Raw genomic sequence first — 24,892 nt, 5'->3', positions numbered from 1 at the left:
CCCCTGGCATCGTCACCCGTCCTTTCCCCCGCGCGCGTTGTCGCGCGGGTCCAGTCCTGTAAATCCATCCCTGTGAATTACGTCGGCCGCTTTGCTCCCAGCCCCAGCGGCCCGCTGCATGCGGGCTCTCTGGCGACCGCGCTGGCAAGCTGGTTGGACGCGCGCGCCCAGGGCGGACGCTGGCTGCTGCGCATCGAAGACGTCGACACGCCGCGCACGGTTCCCGGCGCGGACCGGGTCATCATGGGCCAGCTGGAAGCCCTTGGCCTGGCGTGGGATGGCGAAGTCATCTGGCAATCGCATCGCAACGAGGTCTACCAGGCCGCCTTTGACGCCCTGGCCGCACACGGGCTGATCTATGGCTGCGGCTGCACACGCCGGGAAATCGCCGACTCGGCGCTGCGCGGCCAGACGGCGCCCGGCGCCGATGGCGAACGGGCCTATCCGGGGACTTGCCGCCACGGCCTGCCGCCGGGACGCGAGGCGCGCGCCTGGCGCGTGCGCGTGCCGGACGGCGTGGAACACTTCACGGACCGTTGGCTGGGACCGCAGGAACAGGACGTGGCGCAGGCGGTGGGGGATTTCGCATTGCGGCGGGCTGATGGCCTATGGGCCTACCAGTTGGCCGTGGTGGTGGACGATGCCGCGCAGGGCGTGACGGACGTCGTGCGCGGCGCCGACCTGCTCAGTTCCACAGCCCGGCAGCGTGTGCTGGGCAGGCTGCTGGGCCTGCCGCCGCTGCGGTACATGCATGTGCCGTTGATCCTGGACGCCGCCAGCGGCCTCAAGCTGTCCAAGCAGAACGGGGCACCGGCCATCGACACCGGCGCGCCTCTGCAGCCCTTGCAGGCCGCCTGGAGGGCATTGGGGTTTACGCCGTTCCCTGCGGAAGGCGTCGCGCCGTTCCTGCGGGAAGCGACGGCGCGCTGGGCCGAGCGCTTTCCGCGCTGACCACCCAGGCCACACAGCCGCCTACAGCGGCTGCAAGTCCGCCCCCAGCATTCTGACCAGCAAGGCCTCGCCGTCGTCGGCGACGCGCAGTTCCCCATATTTGGCGACCTCGTAACGGGCGGCCTGGCCTTCCGGGAAGAAATACGCGTTGGTGACGATGCGCACGCCGTTGCCTCGGACACGGTAACGCAGCGGGACCTCGCCGTCCGTGTGCGGATGGACGTCGGACTGGATGCGCACGGCCTGGGCGACGCCGCGCGCGTCCGGCGTCAGCATCACATAGCCGTCAGGCTCGTAGCCCATGACGGTGTCGGCTTCGGCCTGGGCGCCGCCCAGCCGCAGGCGCGTCACTTCGCGGCCGGCCGCAAAATTCAGCGCCATGTAGTCGCCCTGCATGAGCGACCGGGGGTCAACCGGCACCAATTCCAGAATGACGACCTTGCCCGAGGCCAGCAGCTTTTCGCGCTGCCAGATACCCGCGTTGGCGGCCACCAGCACCAGCGCCAGACCCGCCAGGATGCCCAGCGTGCGCCAACGCAGTACGCCGGACACCGGCGGCATCACTCGCGGCTGCGCGGGGGGCTGCGTGCGCATCAGGCGCGGCACCAGCCACACCGCCGCCCGCAATACGAAGAACAGCACTGCGGCGCCGCCCAGCCACAGCGCTTTCTGCAGCAGCGGCAGCTCTAATTGGTAGTAATAGACGCCCAGGTAGACGAGCAGGCTTGCCGCGCCAAAGATCATCACGCGGGGCTGGTTCAGGCCGAAACCCAGAAGCAGCCACGCCAGCGCAAAACCCACTCCCGGGCTGGGCAGCCAGAACAGCGCCAGCAACAACAGCGCGATCGGAACTCCCCAGGTGACGCTGCCCGTCAGCAGGTTGCGCCGCGGCCACAGCACGGCCAGCGCCGCGGCCATGGGCAGCAGGGCGCCCGCCACGATCAGGATGGCCGTCTGCGGCGCCAGTTGCCAGATGGCGGGAAGCTCGATGACGGAAATGCCGCTGGCCAGCCACACCATGCCCTGCACCGACAGCAGGAAAGCCCACGCCAACGGTTGCAGCGCATGCCCGCGCCTTGCGCCCACCCGGTGGCTGACGGTGATGATGACCGCAGTGGCCCATGCGCCGATCACGCCGATGGGCAGCCACAGGAAAGTGGCCCGCGTCGCGTCGAAGCGCAACCAGGCTTCCATCAGGTCTTCCTGCATGAGGTCGGGCGACAGCCCTCGCCAGATCAGCGCCGCGCTCGCCAGGGCGATCAACAGGCCGCTGAGAAAGCGCAGGATCACGTCAGGCCCCAGCGCGTAGACGGCGGCCGCCATCAGCAGCACGAAGAAACTGGCGCTGGCGAATGACGTGGAACTGGACAGGCCGAAGACGATGAGGATCTGGCCGGTGAACGCCATGGCCGTGCCGCATTGTCGCCAGAAGGGTCCGGCGTCGCTGCGCAGCACTGCCACCCCGGCGGCGCAGAGCACCAGCCCGGCCACCAGCGCGCCGCCTTCGGTCGTGATCAGGTTCGAAAAGGCAACGAACACCAGCAACAGCAATGTGGCCAGCCAGGCGCTCAGGCCCAGCAGGCACTGCACGTACCAGGGCGGCTCGGCCCGCGGCACGGCGGCCGGGGCAAGCTGCGCGACGGGCGAGCCGGAATCGGCGGGGTCCACGGCATTGCCGGCCGACGCGGCGGCCGGTTCGGCGTCCGCTGCCGGCAGGGCAGGCGACGGTTCGTTGCTCAGCCCGCGCAGCCAGCGGGCGGCCACCACGGCTTCGGCCATCAGCAGCGCGGCCAGCGGCAGCGCGGCCCAGACGCCGGGCTCCAGCCGCCACAGCCATTCGCCCACCACGCGCAGCGACACGCAGATGACGCCCGCGGCCAGCATGGCCAGGATGACCAAATCACGCCTGCCGCGCTGATAGTAAAGACCCAGCCCGACGGTCGCGGCGACCCACGCGATGCCGTTGTAGGTGCCCAGGCCTTCGACGATGGAGTCTCCGAACATCAGGGCCAGCACCAGCACGCTGATCGTGATGGCGGCAAGAATGCGGGGCCCGAAAACCGTGCTGGCGCGCCACCGGTGCGCGGCCAGTTCCCAACCCAGCAGCAACAGCAGGTTCAAGGCCGCGATGAACAGGCTGGGCAAGCCCGGGCCGCCAAAGATCATCAGCCACGTGAACACCCGTTCACCCAGCCACAAGGCCGCCGCCAGGTTCAGGACCAGCGCCCACAACAGCCAGACGGCCTGGCTGCCGGCGGCCAGCGCCCACGGCAGCAACAGCACCGCCCACCAGGCGAACAACTCCCAGGTGTCGGCGCCGGTCTGGTAAGTTTGGCCTAAAAGCGCGAGCAGGGCGCCAAGCAGGATGCCAGCCAGAGCCAGCAGCGCGCCGGGGATGCTGCGCCGCACGCTCGGCCGGGCGCGCAAGCGCAGTCCGGCCCACGCGGCGGCCAGCGCGCAGACGGCCAGAAGGCCCTGCACGCCGGCGAAACGCTGCATTTTTGTCATGTCCTGCCAGTTGGCCGCCACCCAGCAGACCGCGGCGCTGCCCAGCAGCAAAACGCCTAGCCACAGGGTGCTTCGCGCCAGGAATTGACGCCAAGCGTGCAGTTCGGATCCCGCTTGTCTTTCAGTGCCGACTTGCATCTGGCGAATCTCCGATCTTATTATCCGCGCTACTACGGCGGGACTACCGCCACTGGATACACATGAATAAAACGCTGATTATTGCCGAGAAGCCCTCGGTTGCCCTGGATATATCACGCGCCTTGGGAGGCTTCGCGCGCGAGGGTGACTATTTTGAAAGCGAACGTTACGTGCTCGCTTCCAGCATCGGCCATCTGCTCAGCTTGGTCGCGCCCAACGATCCGGTCAAGGGAAAGTGGAGCTTCACGCACCTGCCCGTGATTCCGCCTGCGTTCGAACTGGGCCCGACTGACAAAAAGTCCGCCGAACGTCTTAAGCTCCTCGTCCGGCTGGCCAAGCGCAAGGACGTGGACGCCATCATCAACGCCTGTGACGCGGGGCGTGAAGGCGAACTGATCTTCCGCTACATCATTCAGTACGCGGGCGTGAAAAAGCCCATCCAGCGCCTGTGGCTCCAATCCATGACGCAGGCCGCCATTCGCGAGGCCTTCGCCAACCTGCGCGACGATACGCAGCTCAAGCCGCTGGAAGCGGCCGCGCGCTCCCGCGCCGAAGCCGACTGGCTGGTGGGCATCAACGGCACGCGCGCCATGACCGCCTTCAACAGCAAGGACGGCGGCTTCTTCAAGACGCCGGTCGGCCGTGTGCAGACGCCCACGCTGGCCATCGTGGCCGAACGCGAAGAGCGCATCCGCCGCTTCGTGCCGCGCGACTACTGGGAAGTGCGCGCCTCGTTCGTCGCGGCCGCCGGCCTCTACGAAGGCCGCTGGATCGATCCGCAATTCAAGAAGGACGAACGCGACCCCGAAAAGCGCGAATCGCGCCTGTGGTCGGCAGCCGCCGCGCAAAGCGTGGTTGCGGCCTGCCGTGATCAGCCGGGCAACGTCACCGAGGAATCCAAGCCGTCCAGCCAGATGTCGCCGGCCCTGTACGACCTGACGTCGCTGCAGCGCGAGGCCAACGGCCGCTTCGGCTTTTCCGCCAAGACCACGCTGGCGCTGGCGCAGACCCTGTACGAACGCCACAAGGCGCTGACCTATCCGCGTACCGATTCCCGCTACCTGCCCGAGGACTACATCACCACGGTGCAGGAAACCATGCGCGCGCTGGCCAAGGGCGGCTCCAACGCCGTGGGCGGCCTGTCGCGCCACGCGGACACCGTCGTCAGCCAGCAGTGGGTCAAGCCGAATCGCCGCATTTTCGACAACAAGAAGGTGTCGGATCACTTCGCGATCATTCCCACGCTGCAGATTCCGCATGACTTGAGCGAGGCCGAGGCCAAGCTCTACGACTTGGTGCTCAAGCGCTTCCTGGCGGTGTTTTTCCCCGCCGCGGAATACCGCGTCACGACCCGCCTGACCGAAGTGCAGGGGCATCGCTTCCGCACCGACGGCAAGGTGCTGGTGAATCCGGGCTGGCTGGCCGTTTACGGCAAGGAAGCCCAGGGCGAGGACGCCAACCTGGTGCCCGTGGCGGACGGCGAAACCGTGCGCACCGAGGACGTGGAAGCCGTCGGCCTGTCGACCAAGCCGCCGGCGCGCTTCAACGAAGGCACGCTGCTGTCGGCCATGGAAGGCGCCGGCAAGCTGGTGGACGACGAAGAACTGCGCGAAGCCATGTCCGAGCGCGGCCTGGGCACGCCGGCCACGCGCGCGGCCATCATCGAAGGCCTGCTCAACGAGGTCTACCTGCGCCGCGAAGGTCGCGACCTGGTGCCCACGGCCAAGGCGCGTCAGCTCATGACCCTGCTGTCCGGCCTGGACGTCTCCGAACTGACCTCGCCCGAACTTACCGGCGAATGGGAGCACAAGCTCAAGCAGATCGAGCAGGGCGCACTCGACCGCGAGGCCTTCATGCGCGAAATCGCGCAGATGACCCAGGTCATCGTCAAGCGCGCCAAGGAATACGAACGCGACACGGTCCCGGGCGACTACGCCACGCTGCAGACGCCGTGCCCCAAGTGCGGCAGCGTCGTCAAGGAAAACTACCGGCGCTTTGCCTGCACGGCCTGCGATTTCTCGATCGGCAAGCACCCGGGCGGACGCACGTTCGAACTGCCTGAAGTCGAAGAGCTGCTGGCCAAGCGCGAGATCGGTCCGCTGCAGGGCTTCATCAGCAAGATGGGCCGGCCGTTCGCCGCCATCCTGCGCATCAGCGACGAATACAAGCTTGAGTTCGACTTCGGCCAGAACGACGAGGACGACAACGAAGCCGTGGACTTCACCGGCCACACGCCGGTGGGCTCGTGCCCGAAATGCCAGTCGCGCGTCTTCGAGCACGGGATGAGCTACGTCTGCGAAAAGTCCGTCGGTCCGGAAAAGACCTGCGACTTCCGTTCGGGCAAGGTCATCCTGCAGCAGGAAATCTCGCGCGAGCAGATGGAAAAGCTGCTGACCAACGGCCGCACGGATCTTCTCGACGGCTTTGTCTCCAGCCGCACGAACCGCAAGTTCAAGGCGTTCCTGGTGCGCCAGCCGGACGGCAAGATCGGCTTCGAGTTCGAGCCGCGTCCCGAGAAGCCCGGCCGCGCGCCGGGCAAGACGGCGGCGAAGACGGCCACAAAGACAGCCACTAAAACGGCGGCAAAGAAGGCGCCGGCCAAGAAGGCCGCGGTGAAGAAAACCGCGACCAAGACGGCCACGAAAACCGCCGCCAAGAAGGCCGTGAAAAAGGCCGCGCCCAAGAAGACGGCGGCGTAGTCCGATACGCGCCGCAGTCACGAACGCCCGGGAAACCGGGCGTTTTACATTGTTGGGCGGCATGCGCTGGGGTATTGTTTACGCCAAACAGCTGCAACCCGATCACACCGAGGACGACATGACCCGTAGCTCCGACTTCACCACCCGCCGCCGCGTTCTGGCCGCCGCGTCCGCGCTGGCCGGCATCGGCCTCTTCAATGGGCGCGTCGTGTTTGCGCAGCCCAAGCTGGGCAAGGTCGTCTACGGCCAGGGCAGCATCGACCCCTTTTTCGCGGCCGGCTACGTTGCACTAAAGAAAGGATTTTTCGGCGAAGGCGGCCTGGAGGTCGAATACCTGAATTCGCAAAGCGGCCCGCGCACCAACCAATTGCTGGCCGCCGGCCAGATCGCCTTCGGCGCCACCGCGGCTACCGCGGCGCCCGCGTTGACCCTTGCAGGCAAGCCGGCCACGCTGATCTTTGGTTTCGACCGCAAGCTCACCTACGCCAACGTCATCGTGCGCCGGGACGACTACGAAAGCGGCAAGATCAAGTCGCTGAAGGACCTGGCGGGCAAGCGCGTCGGGGCGACGCAGCCGCAGTCCAGCACGTGGCTGATGGCGCTGTACCTGATGCAGAAGGCCGGCGTGGCCGACAAGGTCGACATCCGCCCCCTGGGCGACCTGGCGACGATGCTGGGCGCGCTCAAGACGGGTTCGGTGGCCGCCAGCATGGCCACGATGTCCATGATGGAACAGGCCCGCCAGGAAGGCTGGGGCGTGCCCATCTTCGACGCCACCACCGAAAGCTCGTGGAACGAGTTCATGGGCGGCGACGTCCCCGGCATCGCGGCCCTGACGCTTGAAGACACCATACAGAAGCGGCCGGAAGTGGTGCAGGCCTTCGTCACCGCGATGGTCAAGGCGCAGGACTTCATCACCGCCAACAGCGCGGCGGCCATCACCGACCTGATCTTCGACGACTTCCTCAGCGCGTTCCCCCGCGCCGCCATTGAGAAAACCCTGGGCGTCTACAAGGAAACGGTGTTCCTCAACGACAACATCATCACCGAGGACGCGTACAACCGCATGACGGCGATCATGGGCGACGGCCGCCAGTTCTCCAACGACGAGATCAAGACCGTGCCGTACGCCAAGTGCGTGAACATGAGCTTCGTGCGCAAGGCCCGGGGCCTCTGATGATCACGCTGGACAAGGTGGGCAAGGCGTACCAGTCGCGCCAGGGCACGACGCACGCGGTGGGCGAAATCAGCCTTGCCATCCAGGAAGGCGAGTTCGTCTCCATCGTGGGGCCGTCGGGCTGCGGCAAGAGCACGTTGTTGAACATGATTGCGGGTTTCCTGCGCCCCACCACCGGCACGATCCGCGTGGACGGGCGCGTCGTGGACGGGCAGGTGCCGCCGGCGCTGGGCTACATCTTCCAGAAGGACACGCTGCTGCCCTGGTTCAGCGTTCGCAAGAACGTGGCGCTGGGCCTGAAGTTCCAGGGCGTGCCCGCCGACCGGATCGAACGCCGCGTCGCCGAACTGCTGGAACTGGGCCACCTGAGCGCCTTCGCCGACGCGTTCCCGCATCAGTTGTCCGGCGGCATGCGGCGGCGCGTGGCGCTGCTGATGAGCCTGGCGGTGGAGCCCCGCATCCTGTTGCTGGACGAACCGTTCGGCGCGCTGGACACGCACACCAAGACGCACCTGCACCGTGAACTGATGGAGATCTGGCGCAAGCTGGGCCAGACCATCGTGATGGTCACGCACGACCTGGACGAAGCCATCCTGCTGTCGGACCGGGTGGTGGTGCTGTCCGGCCCGCCCAGCCGCGTGCTGCTGGACGAGCGCATCCAGATCCCGCATCCGCGCGATGTCTTCACGCTGCGCGAAACGCCGCAGTTCGTCTCCCACGTGCAAAGCCTCTGGAGCGTGCTGGGCCAGCAGTTCCGCGCCGCCGCCTGAACCGATACGCGCCATGACTTCGATTGATACCGCCGACAATCTGCAGGACCAGCTGCGGCTGGACCGCCGCGCCGCCGTCGCGCGCCGGCTGCGCATCACTTTCTGGCAGGTGCTTATCCTTGCCGTCATCCTGGGATCGTGGGAAACGCTCACGCGCATTCCGTGGTTTACGCAGAACACGCTGTTCGATCCTTTCTTCATCAGCCAGCCCTCGCGCGTCGCCGTGCGGCTCTGGGAATGGCTGCAACCCGGTCCGCGTTCGGTCTGGCCGCATCTGTGGCTGACGCTGCAGGCGACGATGGTGGGCCTGGTGGTGGGCGTGGGCAGCGGCTTCGTGGTGGGCATGACGCTCAGCCGCAGCCGCTTCCTGGCCGACGTGTTCAACCCCTTCATCGTGGCGTTCAATTCCATGCCGCGCATCGCCTTCGTGCCGCTCATCACCATGTTCTTCGGGCTGGGCCTGGCGTCCAAGGTGGTCACGTCCTGGTTCGTCGTATTCTTCCTGGTGTTCTTCAACACCTACAAGGGCGGACGCAGCGTGGAGCGCGAGCTTGTCGATTTCTGCCGCACGCTGGGCGGCTCGCCGCGCCAGATCCTGTGGCGCGTGCGCATTCCCACCGCCGCGGCCTGGACCTTCGCGGCGTTGCCCAACGCCATCAGCTTTGCGCTGATCGGCGTGGTGCTGGCTGAATTCGTGGGATCCACCACGGGCATGGGCTACCTGATGATCACCGCGCTGGCCACGTTGAACGCCACCGACATGTTCGCGGCGGTGACGCTGCTGTCCATCGTCGGCATTGCGCTGGTTTATTGTGTGACCTGGCTGGAACGGCGGCTGCTGCACTGGGCGCCGGAATTCAGGGAATGAACGAGACCCATCGATGACGACACTTCCGTATCTGCGCAATTTCGACCTGACGGGACAGGTTGCGCTGGTGACCGGCTCGGCCCGCGGGCTGGGCTTCTGTATCGCGCGCGCGCTGGCAGGCTGCGGTGCGCGCGTGCTGATCAACGGCCGTAACGCCGACGCAGTCGACGCCGCCGTGGCCGATCTGACTGGCGCCGGCCTGGACGCGCATGCGCTGCCTTTCGACGTCAGCGACGACGCCGCCATGGAACAGGCCTTCCGCCGCATCGACGACGAACACGGCCGCCTGGATGTGCTGGTCAACAACGTGGGCGCGCGCAATCGCAAGACCCTGCGCGACACCAGTCCCGCGGAAATCCGTGAACTGATCGACACCGACCTCGTGGCCGGCATGCTGCTGGCCAAGTTTGCCGCGGAACGCATGATGCGCCAGGGCGGCGGGCGGCTGATTGCGATCACGTCGGTGGTAGGCGAACTGGCGCGCGCCGGCGACGCGGTGTATCCCGCGGCCAAGCAGGGCCTGACGGGCATGGTGCGCGCGCTGGCGGCGGAATTCGGCCCGCACTACATCACCAGCAACGCCATCGCTCCCGGCACCTTCGCCACGGAAACCAACGCAGAGATGGTTGCAGACCCGCAGTTCGGCGCGCGCATCGCCGCGCGCAACCCGACCGGGCGCTGGGGCGAACCGGAAGAAATCGCCGGCGCGGCCGTATTTCTGGCGTCGCCGGCCGCGTCCTATGTGAACGGCCACGTGCTGGTCGTGGACGGCGGGTTGTCGATACAGTTTTAGGACGTCTAACGCAGCTGCTCAGGTCGTCTCGTCCTGGTACCAGACCCCTTCGGCCAGCATCATCTTCTGATGCCCGTGCCCCGCAGGCATCATCGGGAAGCAGTTTTCCTGCGCCGTCACCGCCACATCCAGGAAGTAGGGGCCGTCGTGCGCCAGGCATTCGGCCAGCGCCGCGTCCAGCTGGGCGGGGTCTTCCACCCGTGCCGCGCCCCAACCAAAAGCGCGGGCCAAGGCCACGAAATCCGGTAGCGACGCGTTGTAGCTGTGGCTGTAGCGGCCGCCGTGGATCAGTTCCTGCCACTGGCGCACCATGCCCATGTAGCCGTTATTGCACAGCACGACCTTCACGGGCGTCTGGTGCTGCATGGCGGTGGACAGTTCCTGGATGTTCATCAGCACCGACGCGTCGCCGCTGACGCAGACCACCGTCTTGTCGGGATGCGCGACCTGCGCGCCGATGGCGGCGGGCACGCCATAACCCATGGTGCCCGCACCGCCGGAGGTCAGCCAGCGGTTCGGCTTTTCAAAGCGCAGGTACTGCGCGGCCCACATCTGGTGCTGGCCCACGTCGGTCGAGACGATGGCGTCGCGGCCCGTCAGCGCGGCGTTCAGGCGCGACATCAGATGCTGCGGCAGGATGGCGTCGGGCGCGGGCTGATAACCCAGGCAATCCTGGGCGCGCCAGGCGTCGATGCGCTTGAACCACGGCGCCAGGCGCGCGGGCTCCAGCGGCGTGTCGCCCAGCTCGGCGCGCAGTGCGCGCACCAGCGGCAGGCAATCGCCGACCAGCGCCACATCCACGCGCACCACCTTGTTGATCGACGCGGGATCGATATCGATATGGATCTTGCGGGCGTGCGGGCAGAATTCGGACAGCTTGCCGGTGATGCGGTCATCGAAGCGGGCGCCGATGCACACCACCAGATCGGCGTTGTGCATGGCCAGGTTGGCTTCCACCGTGCCGTGCATGCCCAGCATGCCCACGAACTGCGGATCCGACGCGGGGAAGGCGCCCAGGCCCATCAAGGTCAGGGTGCAGGGCGCGCCGGTGTGGCGCACCAGGTCCGTGAATGCCTCGCAAGCCTCGGGGCCGGCGTTCACCAGTCCGCCGCCGCCATAGAAGATGGGGCGCTTGGCCTGGGCGATCAGCGCGGCCGCACGGCGCACGGCCGACTGCGGCAGTTTGGGCGCCAGCTTTCCCGACTGGCGGCGCGCCCGCAGGGCGGCCAGCTTTTGCTGCGAAGGTAGGCCAAGCCCTTCGTCGTCGCTGTCGCGCGGCACGGCCAGCTGCACGTCCTTGGGAAAGTCGACCAGCACGGGACCGGGACGGCCCTGGCGCGTCAGCTCAAAGGCTCGGCTTACCACGCTGCCCACGTCGTCGACGGCGCGGATCTGGGTGTTCCACTTGGTCACCGAGCGCGAGATGCCGATGGCGTCGCATTCCTGGAAGGCGTCCGTGCCGATGGCCGCCGTGGCCACCTGGCCGCTGATGCACAGCACCGGGATCGAGTCGCACATGGCGTCCAGCAGGCCGGAAGTCGTATTAGCCATGCCGGGACCCGACGTGACGAACACGACGCCCGTGCGGCCGGTGGTGCGGGCATAGCCCTCGGCGGCATGTACGGCGGCTTGCTCGTGCCGCACCAGGACGTGACGCAGGCGGGGCTCGGCGTAAAGCGCGTCGTACAAAGGCAGGACCGCGCCGCCCGGATACCCGAAAACCGTGTCCACGCCGTGCGCAATCAGCGTGTCGAGCAGAAATTTCGCCCCGTTTTCAGGGTGGGATTCGGTGGCGGCAAGCGCGGCGGCGGCGGTGGGGTGCAGGCGATCGTTCATGCTATCCATCTTATTCGTAGACCTGAAGAATTTTTATCTTCTTTTCCACAAATAACGGGCGGAAGCAGTAAATTCATCTTTGATTTGGAGGAATCAAAGAAAATGAACCTGGACAAGTTTGACCTGGCCATTCTGAAGGTATTGCAGGACAACGCGCGGGCCAGCCTGAACGACATCGGCGCGGCGGTCGGCCTGTCGTCCACGCCGTGCTGGAACCGCATCAAGCGCATGGAGAGCGCCGGCGTGATCCGGGGCTACACGGTGGACATCGACCCGGCCAGCCTGGGCTTCATGGACACGGTCATCGTCCACGTCACACTGGAAAGCCACAGCGAAGAGACGCTATACGAATTCGGCCGCGCGCTGGCGCAGATACCCGAGGTGCTGGAGGCATTCCTGGTGTCGGGCGACTACGACTATTACATCCGCATCGCCGTGCGCGACACCCGCGACTACGAACGCCTGCTGCGCGAGCAGCTCTACCGCATCCCGGGCATCCGGCACAGCAAGTCATGCTTCGTGCTGCGCCGGCTGAAGGAAACCAAGCTGCCCTTGACCGGACCGGCCGGATAAGGCGGCCGAGCTGGCGCTAGCGCAGGACGTAGTCCACCGGCACCGCGGGTTCGGGCAAGGGCCGCACTCCCAGGCCTTCCAGCAGGTCGATCTCGATCACCCGCGCCAGCGCCGACAGCGGCAGGTCGTTTTCTTCCGCGCCAAAGGGGTCTTCCAGTTCATCGCCCAGCGCATCCAGGCCGAAGAAGGTATAGGCGACGATCGTCACCGCCACCGGCGTCAGGAATTCCAGGGTGCCCACCAGCCCGAAAGGCAGCAGCAGGCAGAACAGCCACGCCGTGCGATGCAGCAGCAGGGAATAGGCGAACGGGCAGGGCGTGAACTTGATGCGTTCACAGGCGGCCTGGATGGCGGCGCATTGCGCCACGCGCTGGGTCAGGCCCTGGTAAAGAATGTCGCTGAGTTCGCCGCGGCGCAGGCAGGTCGCCAGATCGCGGTTGATCGCCATGAGCAGGGCGTCGGGCACGTTGCGGCAACCAGCCAGCGTTTCCAGCTCATCCGCCTGCACCCACGGACGCACCGCCTCGACCATATCCTGGCCGCGCAGGCGCGCCGCCAGGCCATACCCAAAACCGATGCAGCGCCTGACCAGCCGTTCCTGAACGGGATTGGCGGTGCTGGCCGCCAGCAGCACGGCGCTTTCGCGCGCCAGGCTGCGCGCCTGCACGATCAGGTCGCCCCATTGCTTGCGGGCCTCCCACCAGCGGTCGTAGCAGACGTTGTTGCGAAACCCCATGAAGACGGACAACGCCAGCCCGAACAGCGAGAAGGGCACTGCGGTGAGGTGAGCGGGGGAGAAAAGCTGTCGGTGGTACATCCACACGACCACGCAGGAGAGCAACGTAATGACGATGATCCTGCTGAGGATGCGCGGGATGATGGAACCGCGCAGTACAAAGAACAAAGCCAGCGCGGAAGGCCGCGGACGGACAATCATGATGAATATCAAGCGAGGGACAAGGCGGCGCTCACTATACGCCTGTCATCGCGCAAAAAAGCCGTCGATATAATTCTGTTTCGTCTCATCGCCACACTCAACGCCACATGACCACCGAAGACACCCTGATCAAGCCCTGGTATGTCGTCCGCCGCTCCAAGCTGCACGGCAACGGCGTCTTCGCCGCCCGCAAGATCCCCGCAGGCACGCGCATCATCGAATACGGCGGTGAACGCATCAGCGCCAAGGAAGCCGACCGGCGCCATCCCACCAATCCGGACGATCCGTTCCACACCTTCTTCTTTGCGCTCAGCTCCGGCCGCGTGATCGACGGCGGCGACAACGGCAACGACGCCCGCTGGATCAACCACTCCTGCCAGCCCAACTGCGAGGCCCAGGAAGGCCGGCACGGCAAGCGCGTCTACATCGTGGCGCTGCAGGACATCCCGCGCGGCACGGAACTGTCGTACGACTACGGCCTGGTCCTGGACGGCCGCATCACCAAGGCGCTCAAGGAAGGCTACCGCTGCCTCTGCGGCACGCCGCCGTGCCGTGGAACGATGCTGGCGCTGCCGGCCAAGAAGAGCAAGAAGGCCGCCCCGGCCGACGCTGCAAAAGCCGCCTGAACCCGGAACGAGGGCCAGTCTCTCGTTTTCCGAAGACCACAACTGCAATAAGCATATTCAATCCGGCCCGCCGGACAGGCGTACAATCATTCGGTCGTTAACACGACATGCAGTACGTCTTCAGGGCGGGGTGCAATTCCCCACCGGCGGTATGCCATGCAATGTGGCGAGCCCGCGAGCGCCCGGTTTCCTCCAGGAAGCCGGGGTCAGCAGACCTGGTGAGAAGCCAGGGCCGACGGTCATAGTCCGGATGAGAGAAGATGTGCCGGCACATACTCGGCTGCCCGGGCGCGCTTGCGCCCGCCAGGCCGTATTGCGTTCGGCTGTCGATTAGCCCTGAAACGTTTTTCGCCCCTACAACCTGCGAGAGCGTTTCAATGTCCAACCTTGCTTTTACCCAGCAGTCCCCCATTCCCAGTCTTGCGTCGCAACCCTTCGCCGCCCGTTTGCAGCGCGCGTTGCATCACTTGCGCCTGGGCCGCCCGATCATCCTCATGGATGACTTCGACCGCGAGAACGAAGCCGACCTGATCGTCGCAGCCGACAAGCTGACCGTGCCCGTCATGGCGCAACTGATCCGCGACGGCAGCGGCATCGTCTGCCTGTGCCTGCCCGGCGACACGCTGGACCGGCTGGAACTTCCCCCGATGGTCCAGCGCAACCAGAGCCGCTTTGCCACGGCCTTCACCGTGTCGATCGAGGCCCGCGAAGGCGTCAGCACCGGCGTGTCGGCCGTGGATCGCGTCACCACCATCCGCGCCGCGATTTCGCCGTCGGCGCAGGCCGACGACGTCGTCAGCCCCGGCCACGTCTTCCCGCTGCGCGCCCAACCCGGCGGCGTGCTGACCCGCCGCGGCCACACCGAAGGCTCGGTGGATCTGGCCGTATTGGCTGGCTTGCGTCCGGCGGGCGTGCTTTGCGAATTGATGAACGCCGACGGCACGATGATGCGGGGCGCGGCGCTCGAGCGCTACGCCGCCCAGCACGGCCTGGTTGCGCTGACCATCGCGGAACTGGCCGATCATCTGCAAAAGCTGAAGGATGGCCAGGCAGAGGCCATCGACGACGAAGTCCTGGAGATGGCGGCAACCGTCTGATCCCGGCTTGATGCTTGCGCCCGCGCACCGCGGGCGCGGCTTTTAGCCTTTGCGCCGTAACGCGACGCCCACTGCCAGTGCGGCCAGCGCGCACGCCCCGCCCAGCGCGAACACCGCGTCATAGCCGCGCAGGCCCGCCACCCAACCGGCGGCGGGGCTGCCCAATCCCAGCGCCACATCCAGGAAGGCCACGTACGCGCCCATTGCCGTGCCGCGGATTGCCGCGGGAACGCGGCGTACTGCCTCCACGCAAAACGCGGGAAACGCCAACGAGTAGCCGGCGCCGGTCAACACCGCGCCCGCATAGGCCCATGCTGGCGTGGCCGCGCTCCAGATCAGCCCCTGGCCGAACGCTTCAATCAATACGCAGACCGACGCGACCCGGGCGCCGCCCAACCGGTCAGGCAAGCCCGCAAAGAACACCCGCGCCAGAATAAAGCCCACCCCGAATGCCGTGAACATCCACGCCGCACCGCTCCAGCCGCGCGCATCGAACAACAGGCTGACGAAGCCGGTGATCATGCCGAATCCGACGCTGGACAGGGCCAGCCCCAGGCCGGGCAGCCATACCAGGCCCAGCACGCGATAGAACGGTGGGCGCATCGCGCCTGCAACTCCCACGTGGGGCGCGCGTTGCGGCAGCACCAGCGCCAACGCCGCCACGGGGATCAGCACCGTGGCCCACGCGATGCCCGCCAACCCGGACGCACCGTACAGCCGCATCCCCGCAGGCGCGCCGAGCGCGAAAGCCGCGTAGATGGCCACGCCCACCCACGCCATGACGCGGCCCGAGTTCTGCGGGCCTACCAGGCCAACGCCCCAACTGAGCGCGCCGGTGACGATCAGGCTTTCCGCGCATCCCATCACCGCGCGTCCCGCCAGAAGGGCGCTATAGGCGGCTTGGGGCTGATCCCCCAGTCCGTCGGCCAGCAGGTAGAACAGGCCTGCAAGCGCCCCCAGTGCAAAGCCGCAGGTCATCGCGCGCTTGGCGCCACGGCGATCGGCCATCGCCCCGGCGCCCGCGCGCGACAACAACGCCGCTGCGAATTGCACGCCGGCGACGACGCCGACCGCAAGCGCGCCCATCGCCAGCGTTCCGTCCACGTGCAGGGGCAGGACCGGCATCGGTAAGCCGACCATGAAAAAGCCGATGAATACCGCCAGGGTCAACGGCAGTATCCGCAAAAATACGGAGCGCACGGCTCCCTGGGCCGCTGGCATCGCCGCGGCCGAAGAGTTCGACATGATGTTTCCTTGAAAGGGTGAGTCGCAGCCTGGCGTCGGGACACATCCAGGCGATGGCATAATCCGCGCACGGCGGGAGAACGAATTGCAACGCCGGTCGCCGGAGCGTCAGCCGCCCGAATGCCGGTATGCCGGTATGCCCGGATTCCGGTAGGCCGATACGCCGGCCGTCGCATTGCCCGCCTCAAATTTTATGAGCCATTGCTCACGTTTGATACTCGCCTTTCGCCACACCCATGACCGCCATCCCGCAGCCCCGGAAATCGCCACGCCAGCTCAGGTCCCAGCACACCGTCGACACCATTCTTCAGGCCACGGCTCGCATTCTGGCCACGCACGGCTATGCCGGCACCAACACGAACCTGATCGCGGAAACGGCCGGCGTCAGCGTGGGTTCGCTGTATCAGTACTTTCCCAACAAGAATGCGCTGATCGCCGCCCTGCACAACCGGCACGACAACCAGATGCTGGACGTGATCGACGATGTGCTGAACAGCAATCCCGCAGCCACCCTGCGTGAACGCGTGGCCGCCATCGTCCAGGCGATGCTGCATGCCCATTTGCTGGAGCCCGCGCTGCATCGCGTGCTTGAACGCGAGTTTCCGCTGTTTGACCTGCCGCACGAGCACAGCCGCGCCGATCAGGACATCCATCGCCGCATGCGCCACTTGCTGGAGCTGCACCGGGACGAAATCGCGCAGCAGGACCGCGACCTGGCGACCTATGTGGTTCTACGTATTACGGAATCGCTGGTGCATGCCGCGGCGCTGGAACCGCCGGCGGGCTTTTCGCCGCAGCAGTTGGAAGGGGCGGTCGTGGATGCCGTAATGGGATACCTGGGCACGCCGGCCGAGGCCGCGCCGCGCCGCGCGGCAAAGGCCGCAATTGCCGCCCGCCCTGCGAAAAAGGCCAGGGCGCCGCGCGACTAGCGCGAGTGCGTCAAAGGGGCGCGCGGGCCATGCTGGCCAGGCAATCGGCCGCGCCGCCCTTCACGATGCGCGCGCTGCACGCCAGCATCAGGTTCAGGTTCAAACCGAAATCCTCGACGGTGTGGCCTTGCGCATCGACCATGCGCGACACGCCATCGTCCGCCGAAGCGCCCACCGCCACCTGGTCGATGAGCGAACCCTGCTGGCCGGTATAACCCCAGACAGGCTTGCCGCAGGCAATCGCGTAGCCGACCTCGAACGCCGTGCCGGAATCGGGTTCGGCGCCGCGAAACGGGTTCAGGTTTGCCATCACCATGTCTGCGCGACGGATCAGCGCGATGTTCGCGCGATAGATCCATTGCGCGAGTTCGGGGCCAGACAGGTCGCGCGGGACGGCGTTGTCCAGCGGAAACATGCCCTCGAAGCCGTAGGTTGCGCACAGCTTCTTGAGCCGCTCGCCGTGCGCGACGGCATCCGGCAGAAAGACATCGAAACCCGCCAGGTAGACGCTGCGCATGGCACTTACTCCGGATCGGAAACGTTGAAGGCTTCGCCCGTGGCGAAGAAGGATCCGCCAGCCAGGTAATGCACCGAACGGCGATCGTCGTCCGGGAAATGCCAGCGATTGTTGGAGAACACCTCTGGTTCGGCCCAGGCCGCGACGACCTCGCCGATGAACAGATCGTAGGCCTGCTGGTTGTGCGGCTCGGGCACGACCTTGCATTCAAGCCATCCCAAGCAGCCGCTGATAAGCGGCGCGCCGACCTTGCTGGCCGGAAAGGTGGACAGGCCACTGGCCTGGAACTTGTCTTCGTCACGGCCGGACTGCGAACCCACGACCATCGTGGCGCGCGCCTGCGCCCGCGACGGAATGCACAGCGCGAATTCGCCCGAAGCTTCGATGAGCTGACGCGTGTACGTGTTCTTGTCCACCACCACCAGCATCTTGGGCGGGCTGAAGTCCAGCGGCATGGCCCAGGCGGCCGCCATGACGTTGCGCGCCTCGCCGTGAGCGCTGGTGACCAGCACGGTGGGGCCGTGGTTCAGAAGCAGGTAGGCGCGGGGCAGGTCGACGGGTTCGATCATGGACAACGCTAGAACATGCCGTTTTTGTTGGCGGGGTTCTCAGGAATTTCCTGGCTCACGTCCCAGTGTTCGACGATCTTGCCATTTTCGACGCGGAAGATATCGACCACGGCCTGACCGCGGTCTTCAGGTGAATCGCGCCACAGGTTGTGGATCATCACCAGATCGCCTTCGGCGATCACGCGCTTGATCTCGACGATGGCCTGCGGATGCTGTTCGAAATACGCCGGGAAAAAATCCACCACCGGTCCCACGCCGTCGCGCATGTACGGATTGTGCTGCGTGTAGTTCGGGCCAACGTAGCGGCGCACGGCCTCTTCGACGTCCCGGTCCTGGAACATCATGCGGAAGAACGCCACGACGATTTCCTTGTTCGACTGAGGCGCGGCCGCAAGCCCGGGCGTAGCCGCCAGGCAACTCGACGCGACCAGCAAACATGCGGCCAACGATTTCCACTTCATACGCATACGGGACAACTCAGGTAACGCCGGCTGGCGGTCTGCCAGTTTACAAAACAAAGCGGCCGTTTTCGGCCTTGTTGCACAATTGGAATGGAGCCCTTGACGGGCTCCAACAAGCTTGCATCATGGGCCGCCAAGGCGGCTGGCGTCAGTAGCCGACGGTGTAACGGCGACGCGAATGCCGCGGCGATTCGACCTCGTCGACCAGGGCGATGGCGTAGTCTTCCATCGAGATCCAGCTCTTGCCTTCCTCGTCCGCCAGCAGGTGGTCGTCGCCCACGCGGAAGTTGGCCGTGCGCTCGCCCGGTTCGAAAATCGCCGACGGCGACAGGAACGTCCAATTCACCACCTTTTCCTGGCGCAGCGTATCCAGGAACACGACGCCCGCCCGGGCCTCGGGCTTGTAGGCATCCGGAAATTCAGGGGTGTCGATCAGCATTTTTCCGGGCGCCACCAGCAGGCTGCCCGCGCCGCCCACCACCAACAGCCGGGGGACGCCGGCGTTCTTCACGGCAGCCAGCAGCGGCTTGGCGTCCGCCGACACGAAACGCGTGGCGCTGATCACGGCGTCATGCCCGACCAGGATCGGCGTAAGTCCTTCGGGGACGGTGGCGTCGCCCTGGCGCACGGCAAGACCGGGCTGTTCATTCACCTCGGCGGGGTTGCGGGCGATGCCCGTCACCTGGTGGCCGCGCTTGAGCAACTCGTCCGCCACGCGGGAACCCACGCGGCCGGTAATTCCGATCAATGCGATTTTCATGGTCTTGCTCCTTGCAGGAATAGGCCGGAACGGCCGCCGCGCCATTGCGGCAGACGACGTCCCGGCTCAGGCAAAGCCATACTATTCGGCCAGATCCGATCAAAAAACCCATGAAACCGGATGAGTTTTTTGCAATTCATGCACCAATCAGTGGGATGCAGCCGGAAAGGCGCGACCGGCCCGACGCTTGCACGCGGCGCGGCGCGGCCCGCCCTGCCAGTGTGCGCCGGGCGGCCCCGCTTGAACAGGGCCACCCGTGAGGGGTCACGCTGCGGCGCGTTGCGCCTGGTAGACCTGCAGATGCGAATACGCCACGCGCAGGTAGGTGGCATCCACGCCCAGCGAGCGGGCGCGCCGGACCATGTCGCCCACGATATGGTCGGCCTCGACTGGCAGGCCCTGGCGCAGGTCGCGGAACATGGAAGCCGTCATGGGTTGGGTGCGGTCGCTCAGCAGCTTCTGCACGGCCGCATCCGCTTCGGGGCGGACGGCGTGGCCGGAGGCGGCCGCAACCGCCTGCGATTCCTGCAGCAGGCTGTGCAGGATGTCCACGCCATCGTCGGTGGAAGCGATCTGGCCGATGGAGCCGCGCATCAGGCAGGTGGCGGCGGCCAGCGTCGTCAGCATGACGTACTTTTCCCAGATGTCCTGGTAGATGTTTTCGCTGAGGCGGCTGACGTATTCACCGCCGGCCAGTGCTTGTTCCAGCGCGACGCAGCGTTCACTGCGAGCGGGACCGGCGCGTTCGCCGAAGACGATGTTGGCGTGCTTGCCCAGATGGACGACTTCACCTTCCGGGCCTAGCGTTGCGTTGATCTGGCACAGTCCGCCCAGCACGCGATGGGGCTCGAATTCGCGGTCCAGCACGTCGTACTGCAGCACGCCGTTCATGATGGGCAGCACGGCGGTTTCCGGCCCGACGGCGGGACGGATGGCCTCGATCGCGCTGTCCAGGTCATAGGCCTTGCAACTAAGCACGACCACGTCGTAGGTGTCCTGCAGCGTTTGCTGCGTGACCAGCTTGGGCTGCAGCGTCGCGTCGCCCAGCGGGCTCTGGATGCGCAGTCCTTGTTCGCGGATCCGCGCCGCCCGAGGCTCGCGCACCAGGAAGGTGACGTCGGCGCCCGCCTGCGCCGCGCGTCCGCCAAAGTATCCGCCGGTTCCGCCGGCGCCCAAGAACAACAACCGCATGCCTGTCTCCTGTTGGCTGCCCGCGTCAGGCGCGGGCCGATGAGGGAATTATGCGCCTCGACCGCCGCAACGCCGCCACGCGGAACGCGGCGGCGCCCATGCGCCGGACACGCGTGCGGACAAGGTGCGTCATTGCTTCTGCAACCGATTCAGGCCTGATGCTCGTGCTCGGCCCAGGCGCCATATCCGCCGCGCAAAGCCCAGGTCTTGCGATAACCGGCGGCACGCAGACGCGAGGCCAGCAGCGCGGCCGACACTTCGTTCGGGCACGCGCAATACACCACGATGTCGGAATCCAGTGCGGCCGGGTCCAGCGCGGGCAGCGGCTGCTTCAGGTCCACGGCTACGGCGCCCGGGATGCGCGCCGCCTCGCGCATGGCTTCCGGCCGCACGTCGAAGACCAGCGCGTCGCGGCCATCCTGGCGCCATTGCATCAGCTCGTCCACGGACAGACGCGGAATGACCCGCAGGCTGCGCAGCAATATCCGCCGCCGCAGGAAGCGCGCCGCAATATAGAGACCCAGCACGGCGGCCAGCACCGCCAGTCCCATCGGGCCGTACGTGCCCAGGACGTCCAGCACGTCGTTGACCACGCTGTGGAACAAGCCGCCCAGCAACAGGGCCGAGCCCACCCAGATCAAGGCGCCAACCAGGTCGTAGACAAAGAACCGTCGATAGGGCGTGTTCGTCAGGCCCGCCATGACGGTGGACAGCGCGCCGGCGCCCGGCAGGAACTTGCACACCAGCAGCGCGCGCACGCCGATCCGCAGATACAGACGCTGCGTCTGCCGGATGCACGAATCCTGCGAGAGGGAAAGCTTGCAGACCACGCCCAGGAGCCGCGATCCATAGCGGCGCCCGGCGAAATACCAGAGGGTGTCGGCCAGGATGCATGCGGCCGTGGCCGCCAGCAGGGGCACGAGCCATCCGCCCGCGCCCCCGAGCGCGCCCGCCGCGATGATCATGGGATAGGCGGGTACCGGCAGGCCGGCCTGCTCGATCAGGACGTTGGCGAACACCAGCCACCCACCGTACTGTTCGAGCAGCAATTGAATATCTTGCATGGTCTTTCCTGCTTGCCGCGCCAGTCGGCGCATGGACGGAATTTTAGGCGGGCGGCCGCGCGCCAGCGCCATAGACCCTGCCCGCGGCGCGGCAACGGTGCGTTTCATGCGCCATGCGTCTGGCGCATTGGAAGACAACGCACCAATCTGGTGCCACGCTTCCCCGCCGAGGTGCCTATAATCCTGCCCGGCCATCAGGTTTCCCCGACTTGTCGCAGGAATGCCCCGTGGCATACAAATTGCTTCGCCAGGACTGGCTGCGAACCCGACCATTCGGATGGGTGCGCCTCCTGGCGCTCCCATCCGATGACCGATCCCACGCACTCGTTTCCGTACGCTCGCCCCGGCATGCCTGCCGGCCGTGGCAACCGTGAAACCGGCAGCCTGCGTGGCGATCGCGTCGCCAACGGCCGCTCTGACGGCGCCGCGTGCGCGTTGCTGACGTCCGACATGGCGCCGGCATGCAAAGCGCCTGCAAACACCGCGCCGGTACGCAACGCGCCCGCGTGCACCGCGCCCGTCTGCACGGCGCCCGCCGTTCCTTCATCTCCATTACCTGTCCTTCCCCGCGTAGGAGTCTTCCGCATGAAATCCCATACCCTCTCGACCGCTGGCGGCATCGCCCGCCGCGGCCTGCTCAAGCTGGCCATGGCCGCTGCCGGCGCGCTGCTGTTCTCGGGCGCGGCCCAGGCGCAGGCGCCCGCCAAGATCAAGGTCGCCGCCGTCTACACGGTGCCGGTCGAACAGCAGTGGGTGTCGCGCATCCACATTGCGCTGTCCGCCGCGCGCGATCGGGGCGAGATCGACTACACGTTCTCGGAAAACGTCACCAACGCCGACTATGAACGCGTGCTGCGCCAGTACGCCGAGCAGGGCAACAAGCTGATCGTGGGCGAGGCCTTCGCGGTTGAAGCCGCGGCCCGCAAGGTCGCCAAGGACTATCCGCAGACCGCTTTCCTGATGGGTTCGTCGGGCAAGCCGCAGCAGCCCAACTTCTCGGTGTTCGACAACTACATCCAGGAACCGGCCTACCTGACCGGCATGATCGCCGGCGGCATGAGCAAGACCGGCAAGATCGGCCTGGTCGGCGGCTATCCCATCCCCGAAGTGAACCGCCTCATGCAGGCCTTCATGGAAGGCGCCAAGGAAGTGAACCCGAAGGCGGAGTTCACCGTGACCTTCATCGCCTCGTGGTTCGATCCCCCGAAGGCCAAGGAAGCCGCCTTCGCCATGATCGACAAGGGTGCGGACGTGCTGTACGCCGAACGCTTCGGCGTGTCGGATGCCGCCAAGGAACGCGGCAAGCTGGCCATCGGCAACGTGATCGACACGCAGCCGCAGTATCCCGAGACGGTGGTCGCCTCGGCCCTGTGGAGCATGGTGCCCACCATCGACGAAGCGCTCAAGCAGGTCAAGGCGGGCACGTTCAAGGCCGACGACTTCGGCCAGTATTCGCTGATGAAGCACAAGGGCTCGTCGCTCGCGCCGCTGGGCACCTTCGAGCAGAAGATCCCGGCTGACCTCGTCGCCAAGGTCCAAGCCAAGCAGAAGGCCATCCTGGACGGCAGCTTCACCGTGAAGGTCAACGACAAAGAACCCAAGTCTTCGGCACGATGAACCAAGCGCCTCTCGCCCTGCAACTGACGGGGATCACCAAACGCTTCGGCAGCCTCACGGCCAACGACGATGTCTCGCTCACGCTCCGGCAGGGCGAAGTGTTAGCATTGCTGGGCGAGAACGGCGCCGGCAAGTCGACCCTGGTGTCGATCCTGTTCGGCCACTATGTGGCCGACGCCGGCAGTATCGAAGTCTTCGGCAAGCCCTTGCCCGCCGGCCGGCCTGACGCCGCGCTGGCGGCGGGCGTCGGCATGGTGCACCAGCACTTCACGCTGGCCGACAACCTGACCGTGCTGGACAACATCATGGTCGGCACGGAATCGCTCTGGAAGCTGGCCTCCGGCCGCGGGCAGGCGCGCCGCCGCCTGGTCGAACTGGGCCAGCGCTTCGGCCTGGGCGTGGATCCGGATGCGCGCGTGGGCACGCTGTCGGTCGGCGAAAAGCAGCGCGTCGAGATCCTGAAGGCGCTGTATCGCGGCGCCAGGGTCCTGATCCTGGACGAACCCACTGCCGTGTTGACTCCGCAGGAAGTGCAGGATCTGTTCGCCACGCTGCGCGGCTTCGTTGACGAAGGCCTGGCCGTGATCTTCATTTCGCACAAGCTGGACGAAGTGATGGCCGTGTCGCGCCGCGTGGCGGTGCTGCGGCAAGGCAAGCTGGTCGCCGAACGCGACACCGCGGGCACCAGCCCCGCGGAACTGGCTGAACTGATGGTGGGCCGCAAGGTCGTCATGCCGCGCGTCCAGGCCGCGACGGCTGCCGAGCAGGCCGCCCCCGTCGTGACCCTGTCCCAGGTGACGGTGCGCGACAGCCGCGACGCCGCGCCTCGCCTGGACAGCCTGGACCTGGTGGTCCACACGCACGAGATCGTGGCCATCGCCGGCGTCGCCGGCAACGGGCAGCAGGCGCTGGTATCGGTCCTGACCGGCCTGCGCCAGCCTTCCGACGGCACGATCCGGCTGGGGCCGGAACACGCCGCCGCGCCCACCACCCCGGCCGGCTGGACCGCCGCGCGAGTCGGCCGCATCCCGGAAGACCGCCACGGCGAAGGCATGATCGGCGACAGCCCCTTGTGGGAAAACGCCATCGTCGAAGACCTGAAGGACAAGCGCTTCGCCCGCCATGGCCTGATCCGCGCCCGCGCGGGCAAGGCATACGCGGCGTCGCTGGCCAAGCAGTTCGACGTGCGCGCCGCCTCGCTCGACGTGCGCACCCGCAGCCTGTCCGGCGGCAACATGCAAAAGCTGATCCTGGGCCGCACGCTGGCGCGCGAGCCGCGCTTCATCGTGGCCGACCAGCCCACCTGGGGCCTGGACATCGGCGCGGTGGCCTACGTGCGCGAACAGCTATTGGCTGCCCGCGCGCGCGGCGCCGGCGTGCTGTTGGTGTCCGAGGACCTGGAAGAAATCTTTGCCCTGGCCGACCGCATCGCCGTGCTGTGCGGCGGCAAGCTGGTGGCGGTCAAGCCCGTGGCCGACTGGACGCCCGCCACCGTCGGCCTGGCCATGACGGGAACCCGGGCATGACGGACTCATCCGTCTTTCCCGGCTTTCTTCACTATTGAGC

Annotated in this window: 22 protein-coding genes and 1 riboswitch; of the genes, 12 read left to right on the top strand and 10 right to left on the bottom strand. The window is 66.6% G+C overall.

The annotated features are described in order from the left end of the window. Window positions 1-3: 3 nt before the first annotated feature. Window positions 4-951, top strand: coding sequence for a tRNA glutamyl-Q(34) synthetase GluQRS (gene gluQRS, locus RT614_RS24200; protein ID WP_409558516.1), 948 nt, complete (start codon window positions 4-6; stop codon window positions 949-951). A 21-nt stretch (window positions 952-972) separates the two neighbouring features. On the opposite strand, the gene RT614_RS24195 is transcribed toward gluQRS, so the two are convergent. After that, window positions 973-3,597: a GDYXXLXY domain-containing protein gene (locus RT614_RS24195; protein WP_313624709.1), complete on the bottom strand. Its 2,625-nt coding sequence runs from the start codon at window positions 3,595-3,597 to the stop codon at window positions 973-975. Between the two features lie 62 nt (window positions 3,598-3,659). Here RT614_RS24195 and RT614_RS24190 point away from each other — a divergent pair, with 62 nt between their 5' ends. The 5 genes from RT614_RS24190 (at window position 3,660) to RT614_RS24170 (ending at window position 9,904) form a co-directional block, all read left to right on the top strand. Continuing rightward, a complete protein-coding gene (locus RT614_RS24190) occupies window positions 3,660-6,296 on the top strand; it encodes a DNA topoisomerase III (protein WP_313624708.1) in 2,637 nt (878 codons plus the stop codon). Window positions 6,297-6,414: 118 nt separating this feature from the next. Beyond that, window positions 6,415-7,473, top strand: coding sequence for an ABC transporter substrate-binding protein (locus RT614_RS24185; RefSeq protein WP_313624707.1), 1,059 nt, complete (start codon window positions 6,415-6,417; stop codon window positions 7,471-7,473). Beyond that, on the top strand, window positions 7,473-8,243 hold the full coding sequence (locus RT614_RS24180; protein WP_313624706.1) for an ABC transporter ATP-binding protein: 771 nt from the start codon (window positions 7,473-7,475) through the stop codon (window positions 8,241-8,243). Before RT614_RS24185 ends, RT614_RS24180 begins: the two co-directional genes overlap by 1 nt. A 13-nt stretch (window positions 8,244-8,256) precedes the next feature. Next, the gene (locus RT614_RS24175; RefSeq protein ID WP_313624705.1) at window positions 8,257-9,111 is read left to right on the top strand and encodes an ABC transporter permease; all 855 of its coding nucleotides are present in this window, start codon (window positions 8,257-8,259) and stop codon (window positions 9,109-9,111) included. 13 nt (window positions 9,112-9,124) lie between these two features. Continuing rightward, window positions 9,125-9,904 carry an SDR family oxidoreductase gene (locus tag RT614_RS24170; RefSeq protein WP_313624704.1) on the top strand — a complete coding sequence of 260 codons (780 nt, stop codon included), beginning with the start codon at window positions 9,125-9,127 and terminating at the stop codon, window positions 9,902-9,904. 18 nt (window positions 9,905-9,922) lie between these two features. On the opposite strand, the gene ilvB is transcribed toward RT614_RS24170, so the two are convergent. Next, on the bottom strand, window positions 9,923-11,749 hold the full coding sequence (ilvB, locus tag RT614_RS24165) for a biosynthetic-type acetolactate synthase large subunit (protein ID WP_313624703.1): 1,827 nt from the start codon (window positions 11,747-11,749) through the stop codon (window positions 9,923-9,925). A gap of 93 nt (window positions 11,750-11,842) precedes the next feature. On the opposite strand from ilvB, the gene RT614_RS24160 reads away from it, so the two are divergent. After that, window positions 11,843-12,313 carry an Lrp/AsnC family transcriptional regulator gene (locus RT614_RS24160; protein ID WP_313624702.1) on the top strand — a complete coding sequence of 157 codons (471 nt, stop codon included), beginning with the start codon at window positions 11,843-11,845 and terminating at the stop codon, window positions 12,311-12,313. A gap of 16 nt (window positions 12,314-12,329) precedes the next feature. On the opposite strand, the gene RT614_RS24155 is transcribed toward RT614_RS24160, so the two are convergent. Beyond that, the gene (locus tag RT614_RS24155) at window positions 12,330-13,250 is read right to left on the bottom strand and encodes a bestrophin family protein (RefSeq protein WP_313624701.1); all 921 of its coding nucleotides are present in this window, start codon (window positions 13,248-13,250) and stop codon (window positions 12,330-12,332) included. Between the two features lie 107 nt (window positions 13,251-13,357). Between RT614_RS24155 and RT614_RS24150 the strand changes: the two genes are divergently transcribed. Together RT614_RS24150 and ribB are read left to right on the top strand one after the other, a co-directional pair. Further along, window positions 13,358-13,876: an SET domain-containing protein gene (locus RT614_RS24150; protein ID WP_313624700.1), complete on the top strand. Its 519-nt coding sequence runs from the start codon at window positions 13,358-13,360 to the stop codon at window positions 13,874-13,876. A gap of 112 nt (window positions 13,877-13,988) precedes the next feature. After that, a riboswitch (FMN riboswitch) is annotated at window positions 13,989-14,142 on the top strand. Between the two features lie 111 nt (window positions 14,143-14,253). Beyond that, on the top strand, window positions 14,254-14,973 hold the full coding sequence (ribB, locus tag RT614_RS24145; RefSeq protein WP_313624699.1) for a 3,4-dihydroxy-2-butanone-4-phosphate synthase: 720 nt from the start codon (window positions 14,254-14,256) through the stop codon (window positions 14,971-14,973). Between the two features lie 42 nt (window positions 14,974-15,015). Here ribB and RT614_RS24140 read toward each other — a convergent pair whose 3' ends face one another. Beyond that, complete coding sequence (locus tag RT614_RS24140; RefSeq protein ID WP_313624698.1) at window positions 15,016-16,218, bottom strand: arabinose transporter; 1,203 nt, start codon at window positions 16,216-16,218, stop codon at window positions 15,016-15,018. 236 nt (window positions 16,219-16,454) lie between these two features. Here RT614_RS24140 and RT614_RS24135 point away from each other — a divergent pair, with 236 nt between their 5' ends. After that, entirely contained in the window at window positions 16,455-17,147 is a 693-nt protein-coding gene (locus RT614_RS24135; RefSeq protein ID WP_313624697.1) for a TetR/AcrR family transcriptional regulator, read from the top strand. A 10-nt stretch (window positions 17,148-17,157) separates the two neighbouring features. Here the strand turns inward: RT614_RS24135 and RT614_RS24130 are convergent, their stop codons facing one another. From RT614_RS24130 to RT614_RS24105, 6 genes are all read right to left on the bottom strand, one after another. Continuing rightward, a complete protein-coding gene (locus RT614_RS24130; RefSeq protein WP_313624696.1) occupies window positions 17,158-17,664 on the bottom strand; it encodes a nucleoside 2-deoxyribosyltransferase in 507 nt (168 codons plus the stop codon). A 5-nt stretch (window positions 17,665-17,669) separates the two neighbouring features. Then, the gene (locus RT614_RS24125) at window positions 17,670-18,239 is read right to left on the bottom strand and encodes a flavin reductase family protein (RefSeq protein ID WP_313624695.1); all 570 of its coding nucleotides are present in this window, start codon (window positions 18,237-18,239) and stop codon (window positions 17,670-17,672) included. Between the two features lie 2 nt (window positions 18,240-18,241). Further along, window positions 18,242-18,700 (bottom strand): nuclear transport factor 2 family protein, encoded by a 459-nt coding sequence (locus RT614_RS24120; protein ID WP_313624694.1) that lies wholly within the window; start codon window positions 18,698-18,700, stop codon window positions 18,242-18,244. A 142-nt stretch (window positions 18,701-18,842) separates the two neighbouring features. Next, entirely contained in the window at window positions 18,843-19,454 is a 612-nt protein-coding gene (locus tag RT614_RS24115) for an NAD(P)-dependent oxidoreductase (protein ID WP_313624693.1), read from the bottom strand. Between the two features lie 264 nt (window positions 19,455-19,718). Continuing rightward, entirely contained in the window at window positions 19,719-20,645 is a 927-nt protein-coding gene (gene panE / locus RT614_RS24110; protein WP_313624692.1) for a 2-dehydropantoate 2-reductase, read from the bottom strand. A gap of 149 nt (window positions 20,646-20,794) precedes the next feature. Further along, on the bottom strand, window positions 20,795-21,709 hold the full coding sequence (locus RT614_RS24105; RefSeq protein ID WP_313624691.1) for a DedA family protein/thiosulfate sulfurtransferase GlpE: 915 nt from the start codon (window positions 21,707-21,709) through the stop codon (window positions 20,795-20,797). 585 nt (window positions 21,710-22,294) lie between these two features. Between RT614_RS24105 and RT614_RS24100 the strand changes: the two genes are divergently transcribed. Next, the gene (locus RT614_RS24100; protein ID WP_313624690.1) at window positions 22,295-23,326 is read left to right on the top strand and encodes a BMP family protein; all 1,032 of its coding nucleotides are present in this window, start codon (window positions 22,295-22,297) and stop codon (window positions 23,324-23,326) included. Then, a complete protein-coding gene (locus RT614_RS24095) occupies window positions 23,323-24,852 on the top strand; it encodes an ABC transporter ATP-binding protein (RefSeq protein ID WP_313624689.1) in 1,530 nt (509 codons plus the stop codon). The genes RT614_RS24100 and RT614_RS24095 overlap by 4 nt, the downstream gene beginning before the upstream one ends. The last annotated feature ends 40 nt before the right edge of the window (window positions 24,853-24,892 follow it).

Origin of the sequence: Achromobacter sp. (genome assembly GCF_032102605.1) — a bacterium.
Lineage (GTDB): Bacteria > Pseudomonadota > Gammaproteobacteria > Burkholderiales > Burkholderiaceae_B > Achromobacter.
This window is presented reverse-complemented; position numbering and strand designations above follow the sequence as displayed.